This window comes from Nocardioides sp. GY 10127, from assembly GCF_004919085.1.
Classification (GTDB): domain Bacteria; phylum Actinomycetota; class Actinomycetes; order Propionibacteriales; family Nocardioidaceae; genus Nocardioides.
The window spans coordinates 701,356-721,520 of record NZ_STGL01000003.1; the positions used below are offsets into that span (position 1 = coordinate 701,356).

The 20,165-nt window shown below is 73.9% G+C and carries 18 protein-coding genes; 10 read left to right on the forward strand and 8 right to left on the reverse strand.

Annotation, left to right across the window (positions count from 1 at the left end; all coding sequences use genetic code 11):
• The first annotated feature begins 52 nt into the window (after positions 1-52).
• Together E8D37_RS19760 and E8D37_RS06700 are read left to right on the forward strand one after the other, a co-directional pair.
• On the forward strand, positions 53-2,158 hold the full coding sequence (locus E8D37_RS19760; RefSeq protein ID WP_168929659.1) for an ATP-binding protein: 2,106 nt from the start codon (positions 53-55) through the stop codon (positions 2,156-2,158).
• 73 nt (positions 2,159-2,231) lie between these two features.
• Positions 2,232-2,582 (forward strand): hypothetical protein, encoded by a 351-nt coding sequence (locus tag E8D37_RS06700; RefSeq protein WP_136568954.1) that lies wholly within the window; start codon positions 2,232-2,234, stop codon positions 2,580-2,582.
• A gap of 6 nt (positions 2,583-2,588) precedes the next feature.
• Here the strand turns inward: E8D37_RS06700 and E8D37_RS06705 are convergent, their stop codons facing one another.
• The 5 genes from E8D37_RS06705 to E8D37_RS06725 all read right to left on the reverse strand — a co-directional run bounded on the left by E8D37_RS06705 (position 2,589) and on the right by E8D37_RS06725 (position 8,963).
• Positions 2,589-2,768: a hypothetical protein gene (locus tag E8D37_RS06705; RefSeq protein WP_136568955.1), complete on the reverse strand. Its 180-nt coding sequence runs from the start codon at positions 2,766-2,768 to the stop codon at positions 2,589-2,591.
• Positions 2,769-2,934: 166 nt separating this feature from the next.
• On the reverse strand, positions 2,935-3,570 hold the full coding sequence (locus E8D37_RS06710) for a helix-hairpin-helix domain-containing protein (protein ID WP_240770228.1): 636 nt from the start codon (positions 3,568-3,570) through the stop codon (positions 2,935-2,937).
• Positions 3,571-3,865: 295 nt separating this feature from the next.
• Positions 3,866-6,766: a vitamin B12-dependent ribonucleotide reductase gene (locus E8D37_RS06715; protein ID WP_136568957.1), complete on the reverse strand. Its 2,901-nt coding sequence runs from the start codon at positions 6,764-6,766 to the stop codon at positions 3,866-3,868.
• 243 nt (positions 6,767-7,009) lie between these two features.
• The gene (gene nrdR, locus E8D37_RS06720; protein WP_136568958.1) at positions 7,010-7,528 is read right to left on the reverse strand and encodes a transcriptional regulator NrdR; all 519 of its coding nucleotides are present in this window, start codon (positions 7,526-7,528) and stop codon (positions 7,010-7,012) included.
• A 445-nt stretch (positions 7,529-7,973) separates the two neighbouring features.
• Positions 7,974-8,963 (reverse strand): ATP-binding protein, encoded by a 990-nt coding sequence (locus E8D37_RS06725; protein ID WP_136568959.1) that lies wholly within the window; start codon positions 8,961-8,963, stop codon positions 7,974-7,976.
• A gap of 210 nt (positions 8,964-9,173) precedes the next feature.
• On the opposite strand from E8D37_RS06725, the gene E8D37_RS06730 reads away from it, so the two are divergent.
• Positions 9,174-9,905, forward strand: coding sequence for a hypothetical protein (locus tag E8D37_RS06730; protein WP_136568960.1), 732 nt, complete (start codon positions 9,174-9,176; stop codon positions 9,903-9,905).
• A gap of 243 nt (positions 9,906-10,148) precedes the next feature.
• Here E8D37_RS06730 and E8D37_RS06735 read toward each other — a convergent pair whose 3' ends face one another.
• Positions 10,149-10,523: a LysM peptidoglycan-binding domain-containing protein gene (locus E8D37_RS06735; RefSeq protein ID WP_136568961.1), complete on the reverse strand. Its 375-nt coding sequence runs from the start codon at positions 10,521-10,523 to the stop codon at positions 10,149-10,151.
• Between the two features lie 462 nt (positions 10,524-10,985).
• Here E8D37_RS06735 and lexA point away from each other — a divergent pair, with 462 nt between their 5' ends.
• A complete protein-coding gene (gene lexA, locus E8D37_RS06740; RefSeq protein WP_136568962.1) occupies positions 10,986-11,729 on the forward strand; it encodes a transcriptional repressor LexA in 744 nt (247 codons plus the stop codon).
• A gap of 117 nt (positions 11,730-11,846) precedes the next feature.
• On the opposite strand, the gene E8D37_RS06745 is transcribed toward lexA, so the two are convergent.
• Both E8D37_RS06745 and E8D37_RS20530 read right to left on the reverse strand, forming a co-directional pair.
• On the reverse strand, positions 11,847-13,748 hold the full coding sequence (locus E8D37_RS06745) for an ATP-dependent DNA helicase (RefSeq protein ID WP_240770250.1): 1,902 nt from the start codon (positions 13,746-13,748) through the stop codon (positions 11,847-11,849).
• Positions 13,749-13,972: 224 nt separating this feature from the next.
• Entirely contained in the window at positions 13,973-14,929 is a 957-nt protein-coding gene (locus E8D37_RS20530; protein ID WP_136568963.1) for a hypothetical protein, read from the reverse strand.
• 121 nt (positions 14,930-15,050) lie between these two features.
• Here E8D37_RS20530 and E8D37_RS19765 point away from each other — a divergent pair, with 121 nt between their 5' ends.
• The 6 genes from E8D37_RS19765 to E8D37_RS19770 all read left to right on the forward strand — a co-directional run bounded on the left by E8D37_RS19765 (position 15,051) and on the right by E8D37_RS19770 (position 20,156).
• On the forward strand, positions 15,051-15,737 hold the full coding sequence (locus tag E8D37_RS19765; RefSeq protein WP_168929660.1) for a hypothetical protein: 687 nt from the start codon (positions 15,051-15,053) through the stop codon (positions 15,735-15,737).
• Between the two features lie 68 nt (positions 15,738-15,805).
• Positions 15,806-16,849 (forward strand): FAD:protein FMN transferase, encoded by a 1,044-nt coding sequence (locus E8D37_RS06760; RefSeq protein WP_168929661.1) that lies wholly within the window; start codon positions 15,806-15,808, stop codon positions 16,847-16,849.
• Entirely contained in the window at positions 16,846-17,688 is an 843-nt protein-coding gene (locus E8D37_RS06765) for a hypothetical protein (RefSeq protein WP_136568965.1), read from the forward strand. The genes E8D37_RS06760 and E8D37_RS06765 overlap by 4 nt, the downstream gene beginning before the upstream one ends.
• Positions 17,685-19,151: an NADH-ubiquinone oxidoreductase-F iron-sulfur binding region domain-containing protein gene (locus tag E8D37_RS06770; RefSeq protein WP_136568966.1), complete on the forward strand. Its 1,467-nt coding sequence runs from the start codon at positions 17,685-17,687 to the stop codon at positions 19,149-19,151. The genes E8D37_RS06765 and E8D37_RS06770 overlap by 4 nt, the downstream gene beginning before the upstream one ends.
• On the forward strand, positions 19,139-19,369 hold the full coding sequence (locus tag E8D37_RS06775) for a ferredoxin (RefSeq protein WP_136568967.1): 231 nt from the start codon (positions 19,139-19,141) through the stop codon (positions 19,367-19,369). Before E8D37_RS06770 ends, E8D37_RS06775 begins: the two co-directional genes overlap by 13 nt.
• 61 nt (positions 19,370-19,430) lie before the next feature.
• Positions 19,431-20,156: a hypothetical protein gene (locus E8D37_RS19770; protein ID WP_168929662.1), complete on the forward strand. Its 726-nt coding sequence runs from the start codon at positions 19,431-19,433 to the stop codon at positions 20,154-20,156.
• Positions 20,157-20,165: the final 9 nt, after the last annotated feature.

Sequence of the window (20,165 nt, forward strand, 5' to 3'; positions counted from 1 at the left end):
ACGCGGCCGGCCGGCCGTCAGGGTCGTGAAGACGTCTCGGTAGGGTCGCCGCATGCCGATCGCGGGACCGCAGCTGGAGATCATCGGAGTGACGCTCGCGAGGTGCGGTCCCGTGGAGCAGGTCACCCACCTGCCGCTGGACGACACGGTCACTGCTCTCTACGGGGAGAACGGTGCTGGCAAGTCCACCCTCCTGAACCTCCTCGCGATGACGCTCCAGGGCCGGAGCACGTATCCGTGGGACCAGACTGGTCCCGGCGACAGCACCGTCGTCGTGATGGACGTGCACACCCGGTTCCTCATGCCGGTGACCGACGGCGACGGCGTGCGACGGGACCCGCTGCGCCAGACCCTGCTGGATGCCCTGTACCGACGAGAGGTGTTCCCTGAGCCCGACCAGGACCTGCTGCAGCTCCTGGTGGAGAGAATCTGCCAAGCTCACGGCCGGGCGGAGCGCGATGACCCCACTGACGACCTTCTCCTGGGCGCATGGCGCGAAGCCGCCTCGGAGCGCCGGCTGACGTTCCGGGCGGTGGGCTCAGAATCGCCCTCGTGGGGGGTGTTCCTGGCTTGCTCGCCCGCCTCGACCCTCGGATCGGAGGCTCTCCGCCGCACGGACCAGACGTGGCAGCACCGACGCTCGCCCCGGTCCTCGGACCCGCGAGCCTTCGACGACCGCTTCCACCCGGCGTACTGGGGCACCGATGCGCGACCGTGCACGCTCGCCGCCCTGCCTCGCTCGTTCCAGGTCCCCTCGTTGTTCCTCGGCCAGGTCGCCGGCATGTCGCTCGCCGACGTCGTCCACGTCACCACCGACCTGCCGGACGCTGACGAGATCACGCGTGCGTTCATGCTGTCGTTGGAGGACCCCGTACACGAGGAGCTTCTCGACGAGAGCGGGACTGCTCTCATGGAGGACATAGCAGAGGCGATGCGCCAGATCGAGACCTCTGTCAACGAGCTGGTCTCGTGCTTGCAGCCCACGTGGGGGTCGCTGACCTGGGACCTCTTGACGCCGGAGGACTGGATACGAGGGCGCCTGCCACGTTGGTCCTCGGAGTCGACTGCGTTGGAGGACCTCTCGTTCGCCCGGCGCCGGTGGGCGGGGATCGCCGCCCTGACGGCACTCACCGTGCACCGGCACGAGATCGCACGCCAGCTTCGTCTGTGGACGGGCCGCGCAGAGCGACCCGTGCCGTTCGTCCTCCTGTGCGACGAACCCGAGGCAGGTCTCCACAAGAACCTGGAGCGTCACCTCCCGACAGCCCTGACCCGCTGGACCCAGGGACGCGACGGCGCCGCCGTCGTCGCCACGCACTCGGCAGAGCTACTTGCTTCCCCGTCCGTGAGCACCATGTTCGTGTCGATGCCTGAGGCCACGTACGACATCGCGGTCCGCCCCGTCACGCACGCGCTCAGCCTCGTCGACGGAACCGCGACCAGACGGAGCGCCTCGGACACGGGGCTCTCGGTCGGAGACCTTCTCTCGCTCAGCAGGCTCACGCTCGTGGTCGAGGGCATCCATGACGAAGCAGTGTTCACCGGGTTGATCCGCGATTCGTTGGACTCCGCGCTGGCCGGGGTCCTCCCCATCCACGGCGGCACACGGCTCGGGTCGCTCGCCGACGCCCGTCTCGTCATCGACGGCACGGACGCCCCCGTGCTCATCGTCCTCGACGACCTCGACCGTGAGCAGGGCAACGATGCGCTTGCTCAGATCGCGCTGGCCGCCAGAGACGATGACCCGGTGACTCTGAGGCGAGCCCTCGAAGAGGTCCGACAGCTGGGTCGGACCAACGACTCGATGCTCTTCCTGCACCAGTTCGCATCCAGGGCCGAGCGCCTCGGTCGCCTGGACCGGGTGAGGGTGCACGGCCTCAGCCTGCCGGACGTCATCTGCTACCTGGACCCCGACACGATCCTGTCGTCCCCACGACCGTGGCCGGACCTCATCGACCAGTGGCACGGCGAGGCCGGCCCGGACGGACCGAGGAACATCAAGAAGTGGCTGACCAGGCGCAAGCTCCTACCCCAGGACCCCAAGCAGATCGATGAAGCCGTCGCCCAGGCCGTCCTGACCATGCAGGTGGAAGGCCGACCGCTGCACCCCGACCTCGTCGCGCTCGGCTCACGCATCGAGGAGCTGGGGCTGCGCTAGGAGGCAGCGACCGCACGACGTGCCGGACCGGGCCGGGCGTCGCACGCGACGAGAGGTCTGACACGCTACGCGCATGGATGACGACATCATCGAGCTGGCAGCAGACCTCACGACGTACGAGATCTCGATGACGACCAGGACCCTGGTCACGGGACTGGTCATGGCCCGCTCCGAGCAGGAGGCCCTCGAGGAGTTTCGCCGGAGCTGGTGGCAGACGACCACCACCGACACCGTCACCCAGGTCCTGGCCGCCAGCGAGCCCGACCTCGGCGACGCGGTCGTCGTGCGAGAGGTCGTCAACGACCTGGGCGTGGGTCTCGAACCTGCTGGGCCCGACGTGCGGTCCCACGACATGAGCAACGTGTGGCGCGTCGTCGCAAACGACGCGGATCTGGAGCCCTTCTTCTTGATCGAGAAGCGATAGGCGTCCCTAGAGCCTGTCGATCCAGGTGTCCTCGACCCGGTCGTCCCAGCTCGACCCCGTGTCGGCCCGGCGCCGGTCCTCCCCCAGTCGTTCCAGCGCTCCCGTCGCCTCGCGGGAGGTCAGGTCACGCAAGGACGTGACCGGTCGACCCACGACCTCCTCGACAAGGGCCTGACGCTCAGCCATGCCGGTCAGCCCGCGAGCGTCCAACGCCTTCCTCAACAGGGAGACCTGCCACTCAGGCAGAGGCGTGGGGCCCGTCGAAGGGGGCTGGCGGGGCTCGTTCGGGGTCCCGAAGAGCGCGTCCTCCTGGTCCATGCCGCACAAGATATCTTGGCCGAGGGTCCGATCGTCACTCGATCACGAGACCGCGCTCCCGGAGCGCGGCCGCCTCCCGCTCCTCCAGGTCCCCGAACAGGACGGCATCCTCCACCTGGAGAAAGCGGCCGAGCCTTGCCCGTGCCTCGACGATCCTGCCCGCAACCTCGGCCGACAGTCCGCACCGGGTCACGAGGTCCGCAGCGGAGACGACATTGAGGTCGACCAGACCGCCGTCGTCATACCCAGACCGGCCTGGGTCCCCCACTCCGAGCTCGCGCGCCATCGCGGGGTCTCGCTGGGCCAGCAGTCGAGCCTCGGCGCGCTTTCGCCGCTGCGCCTCCACCTGTGCCACCGCTTCGCGATTGGGATCGGCGGCGGGCACGCTCGGGGCGTCGGGCGCTCGGGAGTACACCTCCCGGCGCAGCCCGATCAGCCACGCACACGCGATGCCGAGCACCGCCAGGATCAGCGAGGCCCCGATGGTGGACAGCACGCCCGTCGGGGTTCCCTCTGCGTCCTCGGGAGCCAGGCCCACCAGCACGAACGAGATGAACGCGACGGACGAGAGCGCGACGCCCGCCTTCTGCAACGCAGGCCGCCCCAGGTGCGAGGCGGCGTGGAAGAACGGGACGATGGTCAGGACACCCATGCTCAGCAGGGTCGTCACGAAGTACCACTTGCCGGACGGCCCTGAAGCCGACGGGACGCGCCCAGGAGGGCGAGGGCTACGGTGCTCCGTCCATCTCGCACCGTCCCAGTAACGAAGCCGCGTCGCGTCCTCGGGGTCCTCGTACCAGCCTGCAGACACCATCACTCGCACCCCGCACCTCGGCGCACCGATCTCGATGCGCGCACTACCGACGAACCTGCCCGCTACCTGGCCAAGGTCCGCGACGACGCCGCAACGGTCGCCCGCCCGACGCCGGTAAGGCGTCGGGCGGCCGACCGTGACTGCTAGCCGATCAGCTGCAGCCAGACGTGCTGCCGCAGCCCTCGCAGACGTAGCACGAGCCGGCGGGGCGCATCTTGGTGCCGCAGGTGAAGCACAGCGGGCTGTCGACGGCGGTGCCGGTGATGGCCTCGAGGAGCTCCGCGGAGGTGTGGGCCTTCTTGGCCGCGCCCTCGGGGGCCTTCTCGCCGTGGACGGCGTGGGTCTCCTCGACCACCGGGGCCGGGGCGTCGACGGGGGCGCCCTTGGCGGTCGGCGGGGTCTCGAGCAGCTCGGCGGCGGAGCCGGTCTCCTCGGCGGGCTCGTACGAGCCGGTCTCGAGGTAGCGCTGGCGCTCGTCGGCGGAGTAGATGCCCAGGCCCTGGCGCTCGTCGAACGGCAGGTAGTCGAGGGCGAGGCGACGGAAGACGTAGTCCATGAGGGACTGGGCCATCCGCACGTCCGCGTCGTCGGTGAGGCCGGCGGGCTCGAAGCGCAGGTTGGTGAACTTCGAGACGTAGGTCTCCAGCGGCACGCCGTACTGGAGGCCGATGCTGACCGCGATCGAGAACGCGTCCATCACGCCGGCCAGGGTCGAGCCCTGCTTGCCGAGCTTGAGGAAGATCTCGCCGAGCTCGCCGTCGTCGTGCGCACCCGAGGTCAGGTAGCCCTCGGCGCCGCCCACGGTGAAGGAGGTGGTGCGCGAGACGCGGGACTTCGGGAGGCGCTTGCGGGTCGGGGCGTAGACGATCTTCTCGACGACCTTCTCCACGACCTCGGCGGTCTCGACGTCCGCCGGGGCGTCCGCCTTCTTCGCCTTGGCGTCGGCGAGCGGCTGGCCCACCTTGCAGTTGTCGCGGTAGATGGCGGTCGCCTTGAGGCCGAGCTTCCAGGACTGGAAGAACACCTCCTCGATCTCCTCGACCGTGGCGGACTCGGGCAGGTTGACCGTCTTCGAGATCGCGCCGGAGAGGAACGGCTGGCAGGCCGCCATCATCCGCACGTGGCCCATGGGCTTGAGCGAGCGCTGGCCCATGGCGGTGTCGAAGACCTCGTAGTCGGCCGGGCGCAGGCCCGGGGCGTCCACGACGTGCCCGTTCTCCGAGATGTAGTCGACGATCGCCTCGACCTGCTCGTCCTGGTAGCCGAGCTTGCGCAGGGCCCGCGGGATGGTCTGGTTGACGATCTGCATGGAGCCGCCGCCGACGAGCTTCTTGAACTTCACCAGGGAGAAGTCGGGCTCGATGCCGGTGGTGTCGCAGTCCATCATGAAGCCGATGGTGCCGGTGGGCGCGAGCACCGAGGCCTGCGCGTTGCGGAAGCCGTTCTTCTCGCCCAGCTTCACGACGTCGGCCCACATCTGCGTGGCCAGCTTGTGGACGCCGGCGTCGGCGCCGTGCAGGGTGCGCACACTGTCGTTGGCGGCCTGGTGCTTGCGCATGACGCGGTTGTGCGCCTCGGCGTTGCGCTGGTAGCCGTTGTACGGGCCGACGACGGCCGCGAGCTCGGCGGAGCGCTTGTACGAGGTGCCGGTCATCAGCGAGGTGATGGTCGCGGCCATCGAGCGGCCACCGTCGGAGTCGTAGCCCAGACCCATCGCCATCAGCAGGGCGCCGAGGTTGGCGTAGCCGATGCCGAGCTGGCGGTAGTCGATGGTGGTCTGGCCGATGGGCTCGGTCGGGAAGTCCGCGAAGCAGATGGAGATGTCCATCGCGGTGATGATCAGCTCGACGGCCTGGGCGAAGCGCTCGGAGTCGAAGGTGTCGTCGTCCTTGAGGAACTTCAGCAGGTTCAGCGACGCCAGGTTGCAGGACGAGTTGTCCAGGCTCATGTACTCCGAGCAGGGGTTGGACGCGGTGATGCGGCCGGTCTCGGGGTTGGTGTGCCAGTCGTTGATGGTGTCGTCGTACTGCAGGCCCGGGTCGGCGCAGGCCCAGGCGGCCTCGGCGATCTTGCGCCACAGCGAGCGGGCGTCGACGTTCTCGATGACCTCGCCGGTCATGCGGGCACGCAGGCCGAAGTCGGTGCCCTCCTCGACGGCGCGCATGAACTCGTCGGAGACGCGCACGGAGTTGTTGGCGTTCTGGTACTGGACCGAGGTGATGTCGTCGCCACCGAGGTCCATGTCGAAGCCGGCGTCGCGGAGGACGCGGATCTTGTCCTCCTCCTTGGCCTTGGTCTCGACGAACTCCTCGATGTCGGGGTGGTCGACGTCCAGCACGACCATCTTCGCGGCGCGACGGGTGGCGCCGCCGGACTTGATGGTGCCCGCGGAGGCGTCGGCACCGCGCATGAAGGAGACCGGGCCGGAGGCGGTGCCGCCGGAGGAGAGCAGCTCCTTGGAGGAGCGGATGCGGGAGAGGTTCAGGCCGGCGCCGGAGCCGCCCTTGAAGATGAAGCCCTCCTCCTTGTACCAGTTGAGGATCGAGTCCATCGAGTCGTCCACCGAGAGGATGAAGCAGGCGCTGACCTGCTGCGGGGACTTCGTGCCGACGTTGAACCAGACGGGGCTGTTGAAGGAGAAGTACTGGTTGACCAGCAGCCAGGTGAGCTCGTGCTCGAAGACCTCGGCGTCGGCGTCGGTCTTGAAGTAGCCGAAGTCCTTGCCGGCCTTCACGTAGGTGAGGGCGACGCGGTCGATGAGCTGCTTGAGGCTCCACTCGCGCACGTCGGAGCCGACGGCCCCGCGGAAGTACTTGGTGGTGACGATGGTGGACGCGTTGAGCGACCAGGTCGTCGGGAACTCGACGCCCTTCTGCTCGAAGACGGTCGCGCCGGTCTTCCAGTTCGTCTGGACGACGTCGCGGCGCTCCCACTCGATCTCGTCGTAGGGGTGCACACCCTCGGTGCTGAACACCCGCTGGATGCTCAGACCGCCAGCGGTCTTGCGCGACCGCGTGCCCGTCTTGGCGCGTCCGCTCTGCGTCTCCGTCATGCCTGCTTCTCCTCTGTCCCGCGTGTGCGTGTCCCGGTGCCGTGCCACCGGGTCTGGTGGGGGGTGTTCGTGCTGGTCCTGCTGGTGCCGCTCCCGGCGGGCCGCCGCCGTGGCCCCGGTAGGGGTCCAGGTCTAGCGGAGGCCACCGACAGCGGGGGTTCGTCCGCGTGCTGCGTGGTGGAGGAAGGGGGATTCGTGGTGCGCCCGGCCGACAGCTTCCCCACTCCCGGCCGGGCGGTCAGGTCAGCCCGTCGAGGCGGGCTGGGGCTCCCGGTCGGCGCTCGGCGCCTCGTCGGGAGCGTGGGCGGGACGTGCCGCACCGTCGCGGCGCATCTGCGCGATCTCGTCCTCGAAGTCCGCCGCGCTGGTGAAGGCGCGGTAGACGGAGGCGAAGCGGAGGTAGGCGACCTCGTCGAGCTCCCGCAGGGGCCCGAGGATCGCGAGGCCCACCTCGTGGGCCGGGATGGCCGCGGAGCCGGAGGCCCGCAGCGCGTCCTCGACGGCCTGGCCGAGGCAGGCGAGCTGGTCCTCGTCCACGGGGCGGCCCTTGCACGCCTTGCGGACGCCGGCCACCGCCTTCTCCCGCTCGAACGGCTCGCTCGCCCCGGACCGCTTCACGATCGTCAGCTGCATCTGCTCCACGGTGGTGAACCGCTGGCCGCAGGCCGAGCAGGTGCGCCGGCGACGGATCGAGGAGCCGTCCTCCGTGACGCGGCTGTCCACCACGCGCGTGTCGTTCGCGCGGCAGAAGGGGCAGTGCATCTCGGAGCCTCCTCGACAGGTCCTGGTGGGTCACGCGGCGGGGAGCCGTCGCGTGGGGGGTGAGCGGTCCAGACTCGACCCGGATGTGGATGACCAGCCCCTCCTCTGTGGAGAAACTCGTCCGTCCTGTGGGCTATCCCCCGGTTGCTGTGCAACTAGATGTGGATAACTACATCCGTGTAAGTACTAGATGTAGTGGGAACACTAGTTCCGCCCCACCACTCGTGCAACCTGTTCGGCGCGTCGCGGTCAAGGAAGTCAAAAGCCGCAGGTCACGCCTCTTCCAGGACGACGCGGGCACCCCTTCGGGCACGCCCGATCGACCCCGGACGGGCTGTGGAGGAGGCCCCGCGACACCCAGCGGGGTGGGGACTGGACCTGTGGACCGATCAGATCGCGCCGAGGACCCGGCGAATCAGGGAACCCGGGCAGGCGCAGGCGGGCCTCAGGAGGCAGCGTCGAGGGCGAACCACACGGTCGTGCCGGCGGCGTCGCGCTCGGAGCCCCAACGGTCCGCGACCGCCTCGACCAGCATCAGCCCGCGGCCCCACACGGCCAGCGGGTCGTCCACGTCGTCCGGGGGCCGGACCTCGCCGACGGAGCCCCGGTCCCGCACCAGCACGGTCAGGACGCCGTGGAGCAGGCTCACCCGCAGCAGCGAGCGCGAGTGCGCGTGGTTGACCGCGTTGGTCACCACCTCGGAGACGCAGAGCAGCGCGCTCTCCACGACCTCCTCCTCCAGGCCCCAGCGGTCGAGCTCGTCGCGGAGGAAGGAGCGGGCGACCCCGGGCGCGCGGACGTCGCGGGGCAGCGTGACGGCGGCGCGCAGCGCGTCGCCCTCCAGCTCCTCCTCGGCCTCCGACAGCTCGGCGGCCTGCTCGCGGTCGTGCAGGGAGTGGATGCGGTGCACGGCGTCCGAGACGCCCTCGGCCAGCGCGAGGAGCAGCTCGCGCCGCACCCCCGCGTAGCCCTCGGTGGAGTCGAAGAAGAGGACGAGCGCCCCGATGGGCGAGCCCGTGCCGGGCAGCGGCAGGGCGGCCAGGGACTGCGACCCCGCGTCCAGCTCCCGCTCCACGAGGGCGGCGAAGCGGTCGCGGACGTCGTCCAGGGCGGCCAGCACCGGCTCGCCGCTGCGCACCACCGCGGTCACCGGGACGTCCTCGAAGGCGTCGATGTGGCACCACGGGATCGGCTCGCCGGCCGCGGGCAGGTGCTCCTGCGCGCAGAAGCGGACGCGCCGGCCCCCGCCCTCCGTCAGGCCGATGCCCACGCGACGGACGCCGGGCAGGGCGCCCAGGTCGCGCAGGACGGCCCGGGCGACGTCGTCGACGTCGCCGGCCGTGACCAGCGCCTCGTCCAGCCGGGAGAGGCGCCCCAGAGGCGCGCGCGGGGTGCTCCCACCGCGCGCAGACTCCTCCCACCGCAGTCCGGGCACCTCGGCAACCTAGCGCGCGAGGCACGGATGTGCATCCGACGGCCCTGACATCGTGTCGAGGTCGTGACCTGGCCAGCCGGCGCGGAGGAGGTGCGGACGCCGGGCGGGGCGCCCGCGTCTGACAGGGCTGGCCGTACCCCAGGTGGTGTACGACACCCGTCCCCACCATCACCAACCCGCCCTCTGGCCTCGTCAGTCACAATGAGGCCCGTGGGTAGCGAGGGACGCCGTCGGGGAGCACGCCGAGCCGAGCCCGAGGGCGCCACGACCCCCGCGCCGCCCGCGGACGAGTCCGCTGGTGACACGTCACGTTCCAGCGAGAGTGGCCTGCGGAACAGCGCCCGCGCCCTGGCGCTGCCCGCGCTCGGCATGACCCTCGCCGTCGCCGCGTGGGGCTACCTCGTCTGGGCGGCCATCGACTTCGGCCGCACGGCGCGGGACGGCGACACCAGCGCGCTGCCTTTCCTGGGACTGGCCTGCCTCGGCGCCGTCGCGTGCCTCTTCGTGGGGCTCATGCTCCTGGCCCGGCTCGTCCGGACCCTCACGGCGCTCCCCGGCGCACGACCGGCCACCGAGTCAGTCGAGGACTCCACCGCGACCTCGGGCCCCGCCGTCGTCCCGGCGACCCAGACCGTCGAGGGTGGCTGGGACGCGACGACGGTGCTCGAGAACCCGTACGTGACTCCCACACCCCCCACTCCCCCGACACCCACGCCTGTCACGGCGGCAGAACCCACGCAGCCCGCGCCCCGAGTCGAGACCAACGGGCACCGGTCCGCCGGGCACCGCGCGGCGGGGCACCGCTCGGCCGGGCACCGCGGCTGGCGGCACTCCTCCCCCGGCGGGGCGGACACCACCGCGGAGCAGCCCGCCGTCAGCGACGAGACCCAGGCGCTCCCCGTCGTCCGGCGCACCCCGCCGGGCGGGCGGCGCAAGAAGTAGGGCGGTCTCGATGCTCGGCCGTGGCCGGCCTCGCACCTCGACCACCGACCCGTCCCGAGGCTCGGTTGTGGCCGGCCCCGCACCTCGACCACCGACCGCGAATTGCGCGAGGGGCGGACGGCGTCGGGTGAGTGACGCGGCCCGCCCCTCGGCGTTCCCCTGGTGTCGCCGGCCGGGGTCGAAGCGACCGGCGACGTCGATGGGCGGCGCAGGGCGCCGCGGCGGCCGGGTGGCCGCGGGTGGTCAGCTCGCCGGGACGACGAGCGTCTGACCGGCGAGCAGCATGTCGTTGTCGAGGCCGTTGAGGTCCTCGATGAGCGAGATCGTGGAGGTGACGCTCTCGCCGGTCTCCGCACTGATCTCGCCGGCGATGTCCCACAGGGTGTCCCCGGACCCGACGACGATCTCCTGCGTCGGCATCGCCTCGTCGGTGGCGGCCGAGACGGCCGAGAAGGCGACCGCCACGGCGGCGGCGACCAGGAGGCCGAGGAGCACGACGACGACCCGTCCACGGCGGGTCAGCCGCAGCTCGCCCTGGGCCGGCCGCTGCGTGGAGCGGGGGGCGCGGGGCCGCTGGACGCGGGTGACGTGCTGCGGGGCGATCGTGGCGGTGCTCATCTGGGTGCCTCCTGGGGAAGTGCCCCGCGGTCGCGGGGCGTTGGGGCGGTCGTCTCGTTCTGGTGCTCGGCCGTGCGGGAGGAAGGTCTACTCGCGACCACCGACAGTGGGTCCCGGAGCAGCCACTGGCTGTCTGGACCGGCCCTGCCGGCGTCCCGCTCGATCGTGCGTTCGATCGAACACAGGTACGAAGGTAGAGCAGGTGTTCGAACACTCGCAAGGGCCTGACCGAACGAATTTTCGATGGTCGGGTGTTCGAAGCCGAGCGCGGGACCTGCGAACGGACCCAGCAGGCCCCACGGCCGACACCCCGACACGCCCGTTCGAACAGATGTTTGAGGTCGGAGCCGCGAACCCCCTACGGTGGTGCCACTGCCCCGCTCGGCGGGGCCACCACCAGGCGCGCAGCCTCCCGGTACCGGCCGGAGGGCACGCACCCACGAGCGCGAAGGAAGGCAGCAGATGGCCGACGAGACGGGCACGCGGGGCCGCGGCAGCCGGGGCAAGGTCACCGAGCTGCCGGACCGTCCCACCTCCACCGCGGGGCTGACGCAGCGCCAGCTCAAGGTGCTCGCCACGATCAAGAAGGCGGTCGAGGCCCGGGGCTTCCCGCCCAGCATGCGCGAGATCGGTGACGCCGTGGGCCTCACCAGCACCTCGAGCGTGGCGCACCAGCTGAAGGTGCTGGAGGAGAAGGGCTTCATCAAGCGCGACCCCCACCGCCCGCGGGCGATGGAGATCTTCCTGCCTCAGGAGTCCGCGAAGCCGCGCGCCATCTCCTCGGCCGACGACTCCGAGTTCGACGAGACCGGGGTCGGCGACGCGCTGCCCAGCGCCACCTACGTCCCCGTGCTCGGGCGGATCGCCGCCGGCGCGCCGATCCTGGCGGAGGAGCAGGTCGAGGAGGTCTTCCCGCTGCCCAAGCAGCTGGTCGGCGACGGCCAGCTCTTCCTGCTGGAGGTCCAGGGCGAGTCGATGATCGACGCCGCCATCTGCGACGGCGACTACGTGGTCATCCGCCAGGCCAACACCGCCGAGAACGGCCAGATCGTGGCCGCGATGATCGACGGCGAGGCCACCGTGAAGACGCTCTCCCGCAAGAACGGCCAGGTCTGGCTGCTCCCCCACAACGAGGCCTTCGAGCCGATCGACGGCACGCACGCCAGCATCCTCGGTGTCGTGACCGCCGTGCTGCGCCGCCTCTGAGGCGTTCAGCGCCCCGTTCCCCGACAGTCCCTGCCCCACGGACCCCCGACACGCCGTCGGGAGGGTCCGCGGGTCAGGGACTGTCTGCGTGCGGGCCGGGACCCGCCCGGGCGCGGCTCAGGAGGTCGCGGAGGCGGCCAGCCGCTTGAGCGCCTGGCGCACGACGCCGCCGTCGGTGGTGGTCCACATCGGCGGCAGGGACGCCTTGAGGAAGCCGCCGTAGCGGGCGGTGGCCAGGCGCGGGTCCAGCACCGCGACGACGCCGCGGTCGGACGTCGTGCGGATCAGCCGGCCCGCGCCCTGCGCCATCAGCAGCGCGGCGTGGGTGGCCGCCACCTGCATGAACCCGTTGCCGCCCGCGTCGTCGGCGGCCTTCTGCCGAGCGGACATGAGCGGGTCGTCGGGGCGCGGGAACGGGATACGGTCGATGAGGACGAGCTGGCAGGTGTCGCCCGGGACGTCCAGGCCCTGCCACAGGCTGAGGGTGCCGAACAGCACCGTGTGCGGGTCGGAGACGAACTGCGCCGACAGCTCGGAGAGCTGCGCGTCGCCCTGCGCGAGCGTGGTGAGGTGCGGCAGCCGCTTGCGGACCTCCTCGGCCGCCGCCTCCGCGGCCCGCCGCGAGGAGAAGAGCCCGAGGGCGCGGCCGTCGGCGGCGTCCACGAGCTCGACGATCTCGTCCAGCTGCGCCTTCACCAGGCCGTCGCGGCCCGGCGGCGGCAGGTGCCGGGCCACGTAGAGGATGCCCTGCTGGCCGTAGTCGAAGGGGCTGCCGACGTCGAGGCCGCGCCACGGCAGGACGCCGTCCGGCACGTCGTGCCCGCCCGAGCCGACCTCCACCCGCTCGCTCGGCTTGAGCCCGACGCTGGTGGCCACGGAGGAGAAGTCGCCGCCCAGCATGAGCGTGGCGGAGGTGAAGACGACCGTCTTCTCGGTGAGCAGCTTGTCCCGCATCTGCCCCCACACCTGGAGCGGGGCGACGCAGAGGCGCTGGGGCCCGCGGTCGCCGCCGTCGGTGAGCCACAGGACGTCGGCCTGCGACCCGGCCGCCATCCGCTCCGCCGTGGCGAACAGCTCCTGCACGCCGCCGCGGGCCTGCTGGCGGCCCGGGTCGCCCTCGCCGTCCGAGGACTGCTCCTTGGGGAACGCCGAGACGCAGGCGCGGGAGGCGTCCCGGACCAGCTGGAGCGCGTCGGAGAGCTGCTCGGGCAGCGCCTCGAAGCGACCGGTCGGGGCCGCGGCGATCGCGTCGCGCAGCGCGTCGCCGGCGTCCGCGAGGTCGTGGGCCGCGTCCCCGTCCACGTAGCGCTGCGCACGCTTGGCGGCCCGGTCGACGTCGAGGGCGGTGAGCTCGTCGGTGGCGGCCTGGGTGACCCGCGCGACCAGCTCGTGCGCCTCGTCGATGACCACCGCGTCGTACTCCGGGATCATCGGGACGCCCTCGACGGCGTCGATGGCCAGCAGCGAGTGGTTGGTGACGATGAGGTGGCTGCGCTGCGCCTTCTCACGGGCGAGCTCGACGAAGCACTCCTGCCCGAACGGGCAGCGGCTCGCGCCGAGGCAGTCGCGGTGGTTGACCGAGACCTGGCGCCACTCGCGGTCGGTGTGGCGGGGGGCCGCATCGCGCTCGCCCGTGCCGCCCTCCTCGGCCTCCTTCTCGGCCCAGCCGCGCAGCTCGAGGATCTTCGCCCCCATCGACCCCTCGGGCAGCTGCACCAGCGCGCCCTGGTCGTCCGGGACGCCCTCGCGCACGCGGTGCAGGCACGCGTAGTTGGAGCGGCCCTTGAGGACGGCGTAGGAGGTGTCGAGGCCCGGGACGTCCTTCACGGCGTCGACCAGGCGGGGCAGGTCGCGCTCCACGAGCTGGTGCTGCAGCGCGAGCGTGGCGGTCGCGACCACCACGCGGTCGTCGTGCAGCAGGCTCGGCACGAGGTAGCCCAGGGACTTGCCCGTGCCGGTGCCGGCCTGGACGACCAGGTGCTCCTCGCTGACCAGCGCCTCCCCGACCGCCTGCGCCATGGCCACCTGGCCCGCGCGCTCCGCGCCGCCGAGCTGCGCCACGGCGCGCGCGAGCAGCGCCGCCACGGAGTCGCGGGTGGACTCCGGTGACGCCACGGACCGCTTCTGCGGGCGAGGGCTGTCGGGCTGCTCGTCGGTGGGCTCGTCGGGCACCCGAGAACCCTAGAACGCGGCACCGACGGTGGGTGGCATCGCCGCCCTCGCCTGTGGACGACGGGGGCTGCTCAGCCGCCCGGCAGCAGGTCGACGACCGTCGGCTCCGGCGTGAGCGTGACCTCCGCCAGCCCCGTCGGCAGCGCGCTCGGGTCGAGCGTGGTGCTCGCGGCGGGCTGATCGGTGGCCTGGTCGGTCGGCTCGTCGGTGGGCTCGGTGGGCAGGCCGCTCGGGTCCGGCTCGGTGGGGGTCGGGTCAGTGGTGGGGACGGGCGCCGGCGTGGACGCCGGGGTGGGCGTCGGGTCGGGCGTGGCACTCACGGAGGGCTCGGCGCTCACGGTGGGCTCCGCGGACGACGTGGGCTCTGCAGACGACGTGGGGTCGGCCGGGCGGCTCGGCTTCGTCGCGGTCGCCGGCGGAGACGCCGATGCGCCGGTCGCGGAGTCGGGCGTGGGAGCCGGGGTGACGGTGGCCCAGCCGAGGTCGCCCTCGGCCCAGGCGAGGTCGCGCTCGCCCCACGCCAGGTCGGGGGGCGGCGGCGGGCCACCCGCCGGAGGGGGCAGGACGACGGTCACCACGACGTCCGTCACGCACACCCCGTCCTCGAGCACCGCGGCTGCCGGGCAGGGCGCGTACCGCACCCGCGTGCTCGGTGCCGGGTCCGCGGGGGTCGCGGTGGTCGCCGCGGCGCGGGAGGCGCCGCCGGGTCCCCGGGTGGAGGGCGCGCCGGGGCCGGCCGGCGCTGCGGGGCCACCGGCCACGAGCGGCCCGGCGGGCAGGGGCGCAGAGGTCTCGGGGACCCCCCGCGCGGCCGAGAAGACGACCGCGGCCGCGGCCACCCCGCCGCCGCTCAGGCCGAGGACCAGGACCGCCGAGAGCGGCCCCCACCAGCGCGCACCGCGGCCGCGCGAGGCCATGGCCGCCGGCGGGACCGCCGACGAGGTCGAGGGCGCAGGCCCGGCCGCACGCGCGGGCGCGACGCCTCCGCCGGTGGCGGGGCGCGGCGGGAGGTCGCTCGTCTCGGGCACGTCTCCCCCATCGGCAGCCGACCCGATCCGTGCAGCACCCGGGCACGTCCTGCCCGGTTCTTCTCCCAAACTTGTCCGACGGACGCTGGGCAGGACCGGGCAACGGCCGATCACTGAAGGCATGACCTACTCGTCCGCGACGCGGGACCGCTTCCGCGTGCTCGTCTCGGCCCTCACCGGGCTGGGCGCCGCGGGCGCGATGGTCGGCACCGCGGCCGCGGCGGGCGTCGCGGCCCGTGACCACGACGCCGAGCAGGCCGACCAGGCCCGCGCCGACCGTCAGTCCGCCGCCCAGCAGGCCCGCGCCGAGCGCCGCTACGCCCGGCAGGTCGCGCGGTACGAGCGCCAGGTGGCCGCCGCCGCCCAGGCCGCTGACCAGGCCGCTGACCAGGCGGGCGGGCAGGCGAGTGGACAGGCGGACCGCGCCGACGCCAAGGAGTCGCGGGCCGAGCGTCCCCGCGTCGTCCTGCGCGAGCGTCCCACCCGCACCCGGGTCACCACCGTCTACGTCCAGGCGGCCGCCCAGGGGGGCCCGAGCAGCGTCTCCGGCTCCGCCGGCACGGGAACGAGCCAGGGCACCAGCACGGGCACCAGCACGAGCACCGGCTCGACCGGCAGCAGCTCCTCCGCCGGCTCGAGCGGCGGCACCGGTGGCTCCTCGAGCGGCGGCTCCTCGGGCGGCACGTCGTCCGGGGGCACCCCCGGCGGCTCGGGCGGCAGCTCGTCCTCGGGCGGCTCCGGCTCGACGTCCACCCCGCCCCCGGCACCCACGCCTCCGCCTCCCCCGCCGACGACGAGCGCCTCGTGACCCACCCAGCGACCCACCCGACGACCCGCCCAGCGACCCAAACAGTGAGCAGCCCAGCGAGCAGCCCCGTGACCCCCGCCCGACGCCTCCCCCAGCCCCCGCCGGCCGTCACCCCGGTCGCGCTGTCGGACCCGCACGTGCCCGTCCGGCCGTGCGGCGCGCTGTCGTGGAGCGCGCTGGGCTGCACGGTCGACCTGCGCACCGAGCGCGCGGAGGACCTCGCGAGCGCCTCCACCCTGCTCGCCCAGGTGCTGCGCGACGTCGACGACGTGGCCAGCCGCTTCCGCCCCGACTCCGACCTCTCCCGCGCCAACGCCGCCCCCGGCCGCTGGGTCCAGGTCGACCCGCTGCTGGTCTCGGCGGTCCAGGTCGCGCTGGACGCCGCGGAGGCGACGGGCGGGCTCGTCCACCCGCTGCTCGGGCGCTCCCTGGTCGAGCTCGGCTACGACGCCGACCTGCGGCTCGTCCGCCTGCGCGAGGAGACGGGGGACGCCGGGCTGGGCGCCCTCCCCGCCCCGCCGCCGTTGGACTCCTGGCGCGACGTGGGCCTGGACGACGACGCGATCCGCGTGCCGGTGGGCACCACCCTCGACCTCGGCGCCACGGCGAAGGCGTGGTGCGCCGACCTCGCGGTCGCCGCGTTCGCGGCGGCTGGCCTGCGCGGCGCGGTGGCGAGCGTGGGCGGCGACCTGCGGACGTTCGGTGAGCGCTCCTGGACGGTGCGGGTCGCCGAGCGGCCCGGGCTCGTCGGGGACGCCGCGGGGCGCACCGAGCTCGTCGACGCCGTCGGGGCCCTGGCCACCTCGTCCGTGCTCGAGCGCCGCTGGCGCCGCGGCGGCGAGGAGCGGCACCACCTGCTCGACCCGCGCACCGGCCGCCCCACGACCGGGCCGTGGCGCACGGTGACCGTGGCGGCACCCACCACCGTGGCCGCCAACGTGGCCAGCACCGAGGCGCTCGTGCTCGGCGAGGACGCCGTGGCGCGGCTGACCGCCGAGGGCCGCGCCGCCCGGCTCGTCGACCACGACGGCCGGGTCGTCACCACTCCCGGCTGGCCCGCGCCCGCGGAGCCCAGCTGGACCGACCTGCCCCGCAGCGGAGGTGCCCGATGACCGACGGCCCCGTCCTGTGGATCCTCGAGCGCGGCTCGGGCGTGACCCTCCTGGTGCTGCTCAGCCTCAGTACCGCGCTCGGAGTCCTCACCCTCGGCAGCGAGCGAAGCCGGGCGGGCGGCGACGGGGGCGCGCGCGTCCCCCGGTTCGTCACCCGCGACCTGCACCGCAACACCGCCCTGCTCGCCCTGGTCGCGCTCGTCGTGCACGTCGTCACGGCCGTGGTGCACGACTTCGTGGGCCTGACCTGGCTCGACGCCGTCGTGCCCGGCCTCGCCGCCTGGCGCCCGTTGGGCACCGGCCTGGGCACCCTGGCCGCCGACCTCGTCCTGCTCGTCCTCCTCACCACCGCGCTGCGCGGCCGGCTCGGCCGCCGCGGCTGGCAGGCCGTCCACCTGCTCTCGTGGGCCGCCTGGGCCGCCGGGGTCGGGCACGGGCTGCTGGTCGGCACGGACCTCGCGCACCCCCTGAGCAGCGTCACCTGGGCCTCGGTCCCGACCGCGCTGTCGATCCTGCTCGTGGCCCTGGCCGCGGCCTGGCGCCTGGTCCTGCGCGGACGTGGCCGCCGGGTGCTGCCCGCGCCCGGGCGCGTGGTCGCCCGTGGCCACCGCCCCGGAGCGTCCGCTTCCTCCGGCTCCGCCGTCCCCACCCGGGACCTGCCGCCGCGGGGGCGACCCGCGCTCGAGGCCGCGCGCGGCACCGGCCCGTCCCCGGCCCCCACCGGCGAGCCGGCCGGCCCGTCCGCCGGACCCTCCGCCGGACCCTCTGCCGGCCCGGCCGTCACCCGCCCCGTCCCCGTCGACGAGGCCCCGCTCGAGTGGCTGGACGGCGCCCGATGAGCCGCGGACGCCGCCGCTCCGAGCGTGCCGACCGCGCCCCGCGCTCCCGTCGCCGGCTCCCCGGGGTGTCCGGGCCGCAGCACCCCAGCCCGGTGCCCTGCGGCGAGGACGTCGTGGTCGCGCCCGGCCCGCTCCTCCTGGCCGGCGTGCAGGAGGGGCCGGGCCTCGCGGTGCACCGCCGACGGCACGGGCTCCTGGTGCCGCACGAGGAGGGCTTCCCGGACGCCGAGGCCCTGGCCGTCCTGGCCGAGCAGGTGCGCCTGCGCGGACGCGGCGGCGCAGGCTTCCCGTTCGCCACCAAGCTGCGCCGGGTCGCCGAGCGCGGGGGTCGCCGGCGTCCGCCCGTGGTCGTCGTCAACGCCGCCGAGGGCGAGCCGGCCAGCCACAAGGACGCCGCCCTCCTCCGCACGGTGCCCCACCTCGTCCTGGACGGGGCGGCGGCCGCCGCGCACGCCGTCGGCGCCCACGAGGTCCACGTGGTCGTGCCCGCCGAGCGTCACCGGGTCGTCACCGCGCTGGCCGCCGCGCTGGCCGAGCGCCGCGAGACCGGCGACCCGGCGGACGTCACCGCCGACGCCAGCCCGCTGCGCTGGCAGGTGCACGTGGCCGCGCCCCGGTTCGTCGCCGGCCAGGAGAGCGCCGTGCTCGAGCTCATCGCCGGTCGCGAGGGCCTGCCCGTGCACCGCCGCGAGCCCGCCGCCGTGCGCGGCGTGCGAGGCCGGCCCACCCTGTTGTCCAACGCCGAGACCTTCGCCCACGTCGGGCTGCTGGCGCTGCACGGCGCGGAGCCGGCCCTGGCCCACGGCACCGCCGAGGAGCCCGGCACCACGCTCGTCACCACCGTCCTCGTCACGCAGGACGGGTGCGCCGACCCGGTCGTGCGCGAGGTGCCGTTCGGCACCTCGGTGGCCTCGCTGCTGCCCGTGCCCGGGGCCACGCCCGAGGTGGCGAGCGCCCCCGTGCCGGTACTGGTCGGCGGGTTCCACGGGGCCTGGCTGACCGCGGCCGAGGCCGCCGAGGCGACCGTGAGCAGCACCGACCTCGCCCGCTTCGGCGCCCACCTCGGCGCCGGCGTCCTGCTCGTGCCCGGCACCGGCGTGTGCCCGCTCGGCCTCACCGACCGCATCCTCGGTCACCTCGCCGAGCAGTCCGCGGGCCGCTGCGGCCCCTGCGTCCACGGGCTCGGCTCCCTGGCGACCGCGTTCGGCGAGGTCACCTCCGGGCGCGAGGTGCCGAGCGGACCGGTCGCCGAGCTCGCCGCCGTCGTCGTCGGCCGTGGCGCGTGCGCGCACCCCGACGGCACCTCACGCCTCGTGGTCTCCGCGCTCCAGGCGCTGGCCGACGAGATCGACGCCCACTCCACCGGGAGCTGCCCGCCCGCCGAGTCGCGCCCCTTCTCCAGCCCGCGACCCGGCTCCCCCGGCAACCCGGGCGCCGGGGAGGAGCACCGATGGGCCTCCTGAACCGCCGTGCCCAACGCGGGGGCGTCACGCTCGAGGTGGACTTCTCGTCGTGCCGCGCCGCCGGACTGTGCCACGAGCTGCTGCCGGAGGTCATCGGGCTGGACGTGTGGGGCTACCCCGTCGTCGACGGCGCCCCGGTCCCGCCCGATCGGGTCCGCGAGGCGCGGGCCGCCGCGCGCGCCTGCCCGCGGCTGGCCCTGCGGGTCGTCGAGGCCTGAGCGCCTCCGCCCGTCGGGCTCATGTCGCGGCGATCAGCCGGTCTCCACGGAGAACTGCGGGGTGCCCCCAGAGCAGCTCGCCCGGACCCGTGCCTCGCCCTCGGCCTCGCCCGTCCGCTCGAACTCGACCTCCACCCGCTCCGGGCCCGTGTCGTCGACCTGCGCCGACCACCCCGATGCCGGCGACGCACCGACCAGCGAGGCGGAGGCGCCCGTGCAGCGCACCGTCACCGTCCCGGCCGTGCCCGACCACGTCCGCTGCACCGACGTCGTCGACGTGCCGGCGCTGCTGCTCGACCCGCTGCCGGACCCACTGCCGGACCCGCTGCCGGACCCGCCGGACCCGCTGCCGGAGCCGCTGCCTGAACCCGAGCCCGAGCCGCTGGTGGAGGTGCCGGAGGCGGCCGACGCGCTGCGGGTCGCGGTGGCCGTGCCGCCGGGGCCCGAGCCGGAGCCGGAGCCCGCTGACGTGCTGGCCGCGGCGGTGGGCGCGGGCGTGGGCGAGGCGGTCGCTCCCGGACGTCGGGAGGCAGTCGGTCGGCGGGACGGCCGGGGCTTCGCCGACCTCGTCAGGCTCGCCCCCGCGGCGACCGTCGGCCCCTCGGACCCGGCTGCCGCCCCACCGGACCCCGCGCTGCCGCCCACGGCTGACGGCGCGTCCACGGAGCTCAGCACGCCATCACCCGCGCGGGAGATGACGCCCCAGACCAAGCCGGACCCGAACGCGACCACGAGCAGCCAGATCGCGACGAGTCCGACGACCCTGCCTCGGAACCTCACGGGCTGATCCTGTCCT

What these genes read in the sequence shown, in the direction of transcription:
- E8D37_RS19760 (WP_168929659.1), top strand. Translation starts at nt 53, where the DNA reads ATGCCGATCGCGGGACCGCAGCTGGAGATCATCGGAGTGACGCTCGCG.
- E8D37_RS06700 (WP_136568954.1), top strand. Translation starts at nt 2,232, where the DNA reads ATGGATGACGACATCATCGAGCTGGCAGCAGACCTCACGACGTACGAG.
- E8D37_RS06705 (WP_136568955.1), bottom strand. Translation starts at nt 2,768, where the DNA reads ATGGCTGAGCGTCAGGCCCTTGTCGAGGAGGTCGTGGGTCGACCGGTC.
- E8D37_RS06715 (WP_136568957.1), bottom strand. Translation starts at nt 6,766, where the DNA reads ATGACGGAGACGCAGAGCGGACGCGCCAAGACGGGCACGCGGTCGCGC.
- nrdR (WP_136568958.1), bottom strand. Translation starts at nt 7,528, where the DNA reads ATGCACTGCCCCTTCTGCCGCGCGAACGACACGCGCGTGGTGGACAGC.
- E8D37_RS06735 (WP_136568961.1), bottom strand. Translation starts at nt 10,523, where the DNA reads ATGAGCACCGCCACGATCGCCCCGCAGCACGTCACCCGCGTCCAGCGG.
- lexA (WP_136568962.1), top strand. Translation starts at nt 10,986, where the DNA reads ATGGCCGACGAGACGGGCACGCGGGGCCGCGGCAGCCGGGGCAAGGTC.
- E8D37_RS06745 (WP_240770250.1), bottom strand. Translation starts at nt 13,748, where the DNA reads ATGGCGCAGGCGGTCGGGGAGGCGCTGGTCAGCGAGGAGCACCTGGTC.
- E8D37_RS19765 (WP_168929660.1), top strand. Translation starts at nt 15,051, where the DNA reads ATGACCTACTCGTCCGCGACGCGGGACCGCTTCCGCGTGCTCGTCTCG.
- E8D37_RS06765 (WP_136568965.1), top strand. Translation starts at nt 16,846, where the DNA reads ATGACCGACGGCCCCGTCCTGTGGATCCTCGAGCGCGGCTCGGGCGTG.
- E8D37_RS06770 (WP_136568966.1), top strand. Translation starts at nt 17,685, where the DNA reads ATGAGCCGCGGACGCCGCCGCTCCGAGCGTGCCGACCGCGCCCCGCGC.
- E8D37_RS06775 (WP_136568967.1), top strand. Translation starts at nt 19,139, where the DNA reads ATGGGCCTCCTGAACCGCCGTGCCCAACGCGGGGGCGTCACGCTCGAG.